This is a genomic window from Streptomyces sp. URMC 126, from assembly GCF_051386555.1.
Lineage (GTDB): Bacteria > Actinomycetota > Actinomycetes > Streptomycetales > Streptomycetaceae > Streptomyces.
Genome location: NZ_JBPQTX010000298.1, coordinates 1 through 8456 on the forward strand (window position 1 = coordinate 1; position 8456 = coordinate 8456).

General features: G+C 73.9%; 6 protein-coding genes. 3 read left to right on the top strand and 3 right to left on the bottom strand.

Going from position 1 to position 8456, the window contains the following annotated elements:
• The coding region (argC, locus tag ACSNOK_RS27000) for an N-acetyl-gamma-glutamyl-phosphate reductase (RefSeq protein WP_436783387.1) at positions 1 to 737 on the bottom strand (737 nt) is incomplete at its 3' end.
• A gap of 373 nt (positions 738 to 1110) precedes the next feature.
• On the opposite strand from argC, the gene ACSNOK_RS27005 reads away from it, so the two are divergent.
• On the top strand, positions 1111 to 1413 hold the full coding sequence (locus ACSNOK_RS27005; RefSeq protein WP_436783388.1) for a hypothetical protein: 303 nt from the start codon (positions 1111 to 1113) through the stop codon (positions 1411 to 1413).
• Between the two features lie 765 nt (positions 1414 to 2178).
• A complete protein-coding gene (locus ACSNOK_RS27010; RefSeq protein ID WP_436783389.1) occupies positions 2179 to 3405 on the top strand; it encodes a cation:proton antiporter in 1227 nt (408 codons plus the stop codon).
• A gap of 100 nt (positions 3406 to 3505) precedes the next feature.
• On the opposite strand, the gene ACSNOK_RS27015 is transcribed toward ACSNOK_RS27010, so the two are convergent.
• Positions 3506 to 5950, bottom strand: a complete 2445-nt coding sequence (locus ACSNOK_RS27015; protein WP_436783390.1) for a SpoIIE family protein phosphatase — start codon at positions 5948 to 5950, stop codon at positions 3506 to 3508.
• Between the two features lie 196 nt (positions 5951 to 6146).
• Here ACSNOK_RS27015 and ACSNOK_RS27020 point away from each other — a divergent pair, with 196 nt between their 5' ends.
• Complete coding sequence (locus ACSNOK_RS27020; protein WP_436783391.1) at positions 6147 to 6905, top strand: methyltransferase domain-containing protein; 759 nt, start codon at positions 6147 to 6149, stop codon at positions 6903 to 6905.
• A gap of 79 nt (positions 6906 to 6984) precedes the next feature.
• Here the strand turns inward: ACSNOK_RS27020 and ACSNOK_RS27025 are convergent, their stop codons facing one another.
• The gene (locus ACSNOK_RS27025) at positions 6985 to 7956 is read right to left on the bottom strand and encodes an FG-GAP repeat domain-containing protein (protein WP_436783392.1); all 972 of its coding nucleotides are present in this window, start codon (positions 7954 to 7956) and stop codon (positions 6985 to 6987) included.
• Between the last annotated feature and the right edge of the window lie 500 nt (positions 7957 to 8456).

Genomic DNA, 8456 nt, shown 5'->3' on the forward strand with positions numbered 1-8456 from the left:
CGGATGCGGGCGCTACAGGTGGCCAGAATCCCGCGCGGCATCGGCGCCAGCACCGGAGTGAACGACACCCTCACCGCCTCCCCCGCCACCGCCGCCAGATTCTGCGCGATCTCCGGCGTATGCCGATGCCCGCCCCCCACCCCATACGGACTCATCGACCCCATCACCTCACTGCCCAGCAAATGCGGCTTGGCCGCCTTGCCGGCACCCGAGGTCCCCGACGCGGCCACCACCACCGCCTCCGGCTCCACCAACCCCGCCGCGAACACCGGCCACAGTGCCAACGACACCGCCGTCGGATAACACCCCGGCACCGCCACCCGCCGCGCCCCCGCCAACCCAGCCCGCCCACCAGGCAACTCCGGCAACCCATACGGCCACACCCCGGCATGCGGCGAACCGTAAAACCGCTCCCACTCCCGCGCGTCCCGCAACCGGAAATCCGCACCACAGTCGACGACCAGGGTCTCCGGGTCCAGTTCGCCGGCCAGCGCGGCCGACGCCCCGTGCGGCAGGGCGAGGAAGACCACGTCATGACCGGCGAGCGTCTCGGCGGAGGTCTTCTCCAGCACCCGTCCGGCCAGCGGCGCGAGGTGGGGCTGCACCTCCCCCACCGTCCGGCCGGCGTTCGAATCGGCGGTCAGCGCGCCGATCTCGACGTGGGGGTGTCCGAGCAGCAGACGCAGCAGTTCACCGCCCGCGTATCCACTCGCGCCCGCCACAGCTATGCGCACCATGTCTGGTCCTCGGATCCGTTTCTCGCTCGTCCGTGTCCGCCGGCCGTCGCCCGCGGGGAGGCGCGGCGCGCCGCCGGGGAGAAGGGGCGGAGGTCATCCACCGGAGGAGGACCCGGACGGAGCTTAGCTTAGGCTACCCTTACCGCCCACTATCGGCGGGGGCCCCGGAGCCTCGCCCCCGGCCCGTACACCCTCCGGCAGACCGTCCGGCCGCCGCCCGCCGGCGTCACTCCCCCGAGTGAGGTCTCCTCGCCGTTTGCCCAGAACAGGGCCGTTACGCGTCAACTCTTCCTGGTGAGGCCTCCGTTACTTCTGGTAGACAGCTCCCCGTCTCTCAAGGACGGCCGCCCCGCCGCCCGACGGAAAGGGAAGCATGGACGAGGAAGAAGACCGCCGCCTGTACGCGATCGCGCCCGAGATCAGCCGGGTGACGGTCGGCCTGCTGCGGACGGTGGTCGGACTGGAGCCCGCCGAGCGGGTGCCGGAGGCGGCCCTGGGCGTGGCGGACGACGTGCTGGCCCGGCTCGGCACGGACGGACTCCGGTCGCTCGTCATGAGCCTGGCCGGGTGGGCGGCGGTGGGGATGGAGAACGTCGCGCAGCTGACCGGCAAGACGTACGAGGCTCTCGTCGACGAGATCGAGCTGACCTGCCTCGAAGCCAACCCCGAGGTCTGAGGGCACCCGGCTCTCGCGTCGGCGAGACCGCGCGGGGGCGGCCCCCGGCCGCCCTCCCTCCCGGCCGGGGGCCGCCCGGCGCCCGGGCCGACCCGACCGGCTCGGCGGTCCGCGAGACGGCCGGGACCCGCGCGGGAGCCGGCCCCCTGCTCGCGGAGCTCCTCGGCTCCCTCACACCCCGGCGCGCGCCACAGCCTCCGGGCGAGCCACACCTCACGGCGCGGCACACGCCGACCTGCCGCACCACCACGGGCGTCCGGCCCGCCGAACGGCCGGACGCCGGAAGCGGCTTAGGAGCGCGAGACCGAACGGCCTCCGACACCTCGTGAATCCGCCTCCGGCCCGGACGCCCCTTCCCGGTCGTGACGTGCCCCCTCCGAGCCCCCTTCGGCGCACCCCGAACGCGGCGCCCCCTTAGCAGTCAACTCCCCTCCCCGGCAGGGCGCTCGCCCGGCGCCCGGAGGAGGAAAGGGGGCGCACCGCGCAACTCCTCAGAAACCCGATAGGACTATTGCATTCTCCGCTAAGATGCTCCTTCGAGCGACGCCATCGATCCGATGAGCGGCCGACCCCGGCCGTGCGGGTTCCGACAGGGCCGATGGTGCGTCGGCTCGCCGGCCGGGCCGCGGCACGTGCCCCCACGCGCACCTGTCGCCCCGCACTTCCTGTGTCGTCCGACCCGTTTTCCGTCGCCGTTCCAGGACCTCTCCGCATTCGCGCAGGCACAGCCGCCGCAGCCCCTCGACCGCCGGAGGACAGCCGCCCATGCATCAGACCACCACGCTGCTCATCGAACTCGGCCTCGTCATCCTCGCCCTCGGCCTCCTCAGCCGTCTCGCCGGCCGGATCGGCTTCTCGCCCATACCCCTCTACCTGCTCGCGGGGCTCGCCTTCGGCCGCGGGGGCATCCGCCCGCTGGGCGCCAGCGAGGGGTTCGTCGCCACCGGGGCCGAGGTGGGCGTCGTCCTGCTGCTGCTCCTGCTGGGGCTGGAGTACAGCGCGTCGGAGCTGGTGAGCAGTCTGCGGACGCAATCCCCTTCGGGCGCGGTGGACTTCCTCCTCAACGCCCTGCCGGGAGTCGCCGCCGGCCTGCTGCTGGACTGGGGCGCGGTCGCCTGCGTGGCGCTGGCCGGGGTCACCTGGGTCTCGTCCTCCGGGGTGATCGCCAAGGTGCTCGCAGACCTCGGCCGCCTGGGGTCCGAGGAGACGCCCGCCGTGCTCGGCGTCCTCGTCATCGAGGACCTCGCCATGGCCGTCTACCTTCCCCTGCTGACCGCCCTCCAGGCGGGGCTGAGCCTCCGCGCGGGCGGGCTGATCCTGCTGACGTCCCTGGGGACGGTCACCGCCGTGCTCTATGTGGCGCTGCGCCACGGGCACGTCATCAGCCGGGCCGTGTCCTCGGACAACCCGGAGCGGATGCTGCTGGTGGTACTCGGCCTGACGCTGTCCTTCGCGGGGGTGGCCCAGGAGTTGCACGTGTCCGCGGCGGTGGGGGCGTTCCTCATCGGCATCGCGCTGTCGGACGAGGTGGCGGAGGACGCCCGGGCGCTGCTGTCCCCGCTGCGGGACCTGTTCGCCGCCGTCTTCTTCCTCTTCTTCGGGCTGAGCACCGATCCGGCGTCCGTGCCCCCGGTCCTGGGCCCGGCGCTGGCGCTCGCCGGTGTCACGGCCCTCACCAAGGTGGGCACGGGCTGGTACGCGGCCCGCAGGGCGGACGCCTCGCCCGCGGCGCGCTGGCGGGCCGGTGGGACGCTGGTGGCCCGGGGGGAGTTCTCCATCGTGATCGCCGGTCTCGCGGTGGGTGTCGAGCCGCGGGTGGGCCCGCTGGCCACGGCCTACGTCCTGGTGCTCGTGGTGGTGGGGCCCCTCGCGGCCCGGTGGACGGAGCCGCTGGTGCGGCGGGTGACCCGGCGGCACTCCGGCGCGTCGGTGCCCGCGCCCGCGGGGCCGGCGCGGGCGGCTCCCGAGGTGGAGCACGCGGACAGCCGCTGAGCCCGGGCGGGGCCCCGCGGGCGGCATCCGGGCCTCGAAGACGGCGTCCGGGCCGTGAAAGCCCGGGTCCGCGCGGGGCTTCGAAGGCGATGTCCGGCCTTCACAGGCGGTGCCCGGGCGGCAGCGGCTGCTCGGTCCAGACGGTCTTGCCCTCCCGCTCGTAGCGCGTCCCCCACCGTTCGGTGAGCTGGGCGACCAGGAACAGGCCCCGCCCGCCCTCGTCGGTGCTGCGGGCGCGGCGCAGGTGGGGCGAGGTGTTGCTGGTGTCGGTGACCTCGCAGATCAGGCTGTGGCCGCGGATGAGCCGCAGGGTCACCCGGCCGCTCGCGTACCGGTAGGCGTTGGTCACCAGCTCGCTGACGACCAGCTCCGTCGCGAACACCAGGTCCTCCAGTCCCCATTTCGTCAGTTGCTCGGTCATCAGCCGGCGGGCGGCGGCGGCCGCCTGTTCGTCGCCGGGCAGGGTCCAGGTGGCGACCCGTTCCGGGCCCAGGACGCGGGTCCGGGCGAGCAGCAGGGCGACGTCGTCGTGCGGCCGGGCGGGGAGCAGCGCGTCCACCACGGCCTTGGCCGTGTCCGACAACGACCGGCCGGGGGCCGCCAGTTGGCGGCCCAGTTCGGCGAGGGCGGAGTCGACGTCGTTGCCGGGCGACTGGATGAGCCCGTTGGTGAAGAGGGCCAGCAGGCTGCCCTCGGGGAGCTCCAGCTCCGTCGCCTCGAAGGGCAGGCCGCCCAGGCCGAGCGGGGGCCCGGGGGGCAGGTCGGGCAGGCTCACGCGGCCGTCCGGGGTGACCACCGCGGGCGGCGGGTGGCCGGCGCGGGCCAGGGAACAGCGGCGGGAGACGGGGTCGTAGACGGTGTAGAGGCAGCTCGCGCCGGTCACTTGGTCGTGGGGGAAGTCGCGGGTGTTGACCTCCTGTTCGGCGGCCAGCCGGTGCACGAGGTCGTCCAGGTGGGACAGGACTTCCTCGGGTTCCAGGTCGAGTTCGGCGAGGGTGTGGACGGCGGTGCGCAGCCGGCCCATGGTGGCGGCGGCGTCGATGCCGTGGCCGATGACGTCGCCGACGACGAGGGCGGCGCGGGCGCCGGAGAGCGGGATGATGTCGAACCAGTCGCCGCCGACGCCTTCGGCGGCCCCGGCGGGGATGTACCGGTGGGCGACCTCGACGGCGGGCAGGTCGGGCACCTCGCCGGGCAGCAGCCGGCACTGGAGGGTGAGCGCGGCCTGGTGCTGGCGGGTGTAGCGGCGGGCGTTGTCGATGCAGACGGCGGCGCGGGCGGCGAACTCGGCGGCGAGCGTCAGGTCGTCATCCTCGAACGGTTCGGGGCGGCGGGCGCGCCAGAGGACGACGAGGCCGAGGACGAGGCCGCGGGCGACGAGCGGCACCATCATGACGGAGTGCACGCCCAGTTCGGCCGCGCGTTCGGCCCGTTCCTGGGCGACGGCCCGGAGTCCGGCGGGGCCGCGGCCGTTCTGCACCAGCACCGGGCTCTTGTCGGCGAGGCAGCGGGCCTGGGGGCTGTCCGGCGGGAAGACGATGCGGTGGCCCACCGGGTGCAGGGCCTCCTCGACCTCCGCGACGACGGAGACCGTCGCGGCGCGGCAGACGGCGCCGGTGCCGTCCTGCGAGGGCTCCTCACCCCGGCTGACGTCCTCCAGGAGGTCGACGGAGACCCAGTCGGCGAGCTCGGGGACGAGGACATCGGCGAGCTCGCGGGCGGTGGTGTCGACGTCCAGGGAGGTGCCGATGCGCCGGCCGGCCTCGTCGAGCAGGGCGAGCCGCACCCGGGCGCGGTGGCGTTCGGTGACGTCCTCGACCAACTGGGTGACGCCGAGCACCCGTCCGGCCGAGTCGGTCGTCCGGAAGGCCGAGACGGAGACGAACCGTTCCTCCGCCGGGGCCGAGCGGAGCCGGCACGGCTGCTCGGTGAAGATCATGGGCCGTCCGGTCTCCAGCACCTCCCGCAGCCGGCCCTCCACGGTGTCGGCGTCGTCGGTGATGAGGAAGTCGCCGGTCCGGCGGCCCACGGCCTGTTCGGCACTGATCCCGCCGATGGCGGCGACGGCCTTGTTGACGCGGAGGATGCTGAGGTCGGGGGCGTGGACGGCCAGTCCGATGGGCGAGCGGCGGAACAGGCCGTCGAGCACCGACCGGTCGGTCTCCCACTGGACGACGTCCTCGGCGGGCGCGCCGACCAGGAACCACTCCGGCGGAGCGTCCGGCCGGACGACGCGCCGGGCCCGGACGCCGATGTGGACGCGGCTGCCGTCGCCCCGGAGCACGGGGACCACCCCGAACCAGCCGCCGTCGTCGACGCAGGTCCGCGCCGTCTCGGCGACGGCGGCCCGGTCCCGGGGGGCGAGGAGGACGTCGGCGGCGGGCCTGCCGGTCACGTCCTCGGGCCGGTGGCCCAGCAGCGCGGTGGTCTGCTCGCCCCAGCCGACGACCGTTCCCCGGTGGTCGAGCACCATCGTGGCCGCGCGGGCGAGCGAGAACGGGTCGTCCGGGCTCTCGCTGACGGGCGTCATGGCTCCGTCCGCCATGGGCTGCCTCCTTCCGCGCGGGGCCGGCCGGCCGCGCTCGTGCCGGGGGACCCCTTCCACAGTGACGGGTGTCCGGCCCGCACGCCCTTCGGGCGCATCCGGAACGGCGGGGGTGCGGGCGGGATGCGGACCCGGGTCGGCCGGCCGGTCGGTAAATCGCTGTGTTTCTTCATCGATTTATGGTGATGATTCAGCTATGAACCGTAGTTTTGATGATTTGGTCGCCGAGGCAGCCTCCGTTTCCGTGGACGGCTGGGATTTCTCCTGGCTGGACGGCCGGGCCACCGAGGAGCGCCCGTCCTGGGGCTACCAGAAGCTGATGGCCGCGCGGCTGGCGCGGGCGTCGGCGGCGCTGGACGTACAGACCGGGGGTGGTGAGGTGCTGGCCGGAGCCCCGGTGCTGCCGCCGACGATGGCGGTCACCGAATCCTGGCCGCCGAACGTCGCCAAGGCCACCGCGCTGCTGCACCCGCGCGGCGCGGTGGTGGTGGCGGCGTCCGACGAGCCGCCGCTGCCGTTCGGCGACGCGGCGTTCGACCTGGTGACCAGCCGGCATCCGGCCACCGTGTGGTGGTCGGAGCTCGCCCGGGTGCTGCGGCCCGGGGGCACGTACTTCGCCCAGCACATCGGGCCCGCCAGCGTGTTCGAACTGGTCGAGTTCTTCCTCGGCCCGCAGCCCGAGGCCCGCCGAAAGCGCCACCCGGACGACGAGAGCGCCGCGGCCCGGGCCGCCGGGCTGGAGGTCGTGGACGTCCGCTCGGAGCGGCTGCGGATGGAGTTCTTCGACGTCGGGGCGGTGGTGTACTTCCTGCGGAAGGTGATCTGGACCGTTCCCGGCTTCACCGTCGACCGTTACCGGGACCGGCTGCGCGAGCTGGACGAGCGGATCCGGGCGGAGGGCGCGTTCGTCGCCCACTCGTCCCGGGTGCTGTTCGAGGCGCGCAAGCCCGCCTGACGCGCGGTGGGCCGGTCCCGCCCCGGACGGGACGGGACCGGCCCACGCGGAACGGGACGGGACGGGACCGGCTCCCGGGTCAGCCGAGGATGTGCACCTCGGTGCTGTTGGTCCCCGTCCGGCTCTTCTTCACCGCCACCAGGTCCGGGCGGCCGTCGCGGTTCCAGTCGGCGACGGAGAACTCGAAGGTCCCGTCGGTCTCGTGCAGCGCCGTCCCGGTCTGGACGACGAAGCGCTGGAAGTTGCCGCCACCGGACAGGATGTGCACCTCGGTGCTGTTCGTCCCCGTCCGGCTCTTCTTCACCGCCACCAGGTCGGCGCGGCCGTCCCGGTCCCAGTCGGTGGACGCGAAGGCGAAGGTGTCGTCGGTCTCGTGCAGGGGCGTACCCGTCTGGAGGGCGAACTTCCGGAAGCCGCTCGCGCCGGAGAGGACGTGCACCTCGGTGCTGTTCGTACCGGTCCGGCTCTTCTTGACGGCGATCAGGTCGGGGCGGCCGTCGCGGTCCCAGTCGCCGGTGGTGAAGTCGAAGGTGTCGTCGGTCTCGTGCAGCGCGGTGCCCGTCTGCAGGACGAACCGCTGGAAGTTGCTGGCGCCGGACAGGATGTGCACCTCGGTGCTGTTGGTGCCCGTCCGGCTCTTCTTCACCGCCACGAGATCGGGGCGGCCGTCCCGGTCCCAGTCGGCGAGCGAGAAGTCGAAGGTGCCGTCGGTCTCGTGCAGTGCCGTGCCCGTCTGCAGGACGAACCGCTGGAAGCCGCTCGCCCCGGAGAGGACGTGCACCTCGGTGCTGTTCGTGCCCGTCCGGCTCTTCTTCACCGCCACCAGGTCGGGTCTGCCGTCCCGGTCCCAGTCCGCGGTCGCCGTCGCGAAGGTGTCGTCGGTCTCGTGCAGGGCGGTGCCGGTCTGCAGCAGGAAGCTGCCGAACGCGGGCGCCGCGGCGGCGGCCCGGGTGCCGTGGTGCGGGCCGTCGGCCGACGCGGCCGCGGGGAGGGCGAGGACCGCCCCGAGGGCGATCGGGGCGAGGGCTGCTACGGCCTTCTTGGTGCGCACAGGAATGCCTCCCTGACACATGCTTCCGGGAGGTTCCCGGAAGGCGCGACCGATGCTAGGGGCCCGTGGGCCCCGGGTACCCCGGGCGGCGGGGTGACGTCCGGAACCCATGGCTGAAGGACCGATTCCCGGTAGGGAACAGCGGCCATCGGCCACAAACCCCTTCGGATTCAAGCCGCTTCGGCCGTCCGGCCGAGCGCACTCCCGTCCCGCGCTTGTCACGGCTCCCGCCTTCCCCTCGCGCGCCGGCCCCCCTATGCTGCCCGGGGAACACTGCGGTCTAGACAACCGGCGTGGAGACAATGGGGAGTTGGGTCCGCGTCCGGCAGGTCCGCGCTGTTCCGCCGAGGGGGGTGCAGTCCCCACGCCTGCGGAGGAACCATGACGCTCTCTCCCACCGTCCGCCGCGCCGTCGTCGCCTCAGGAGTCGCTCTGTGCGTCCTGACGGGGACGGCCGCCGCCCTTCCGGCCGGCGCGGCACCGCCCGCCCCGTCCCCCGC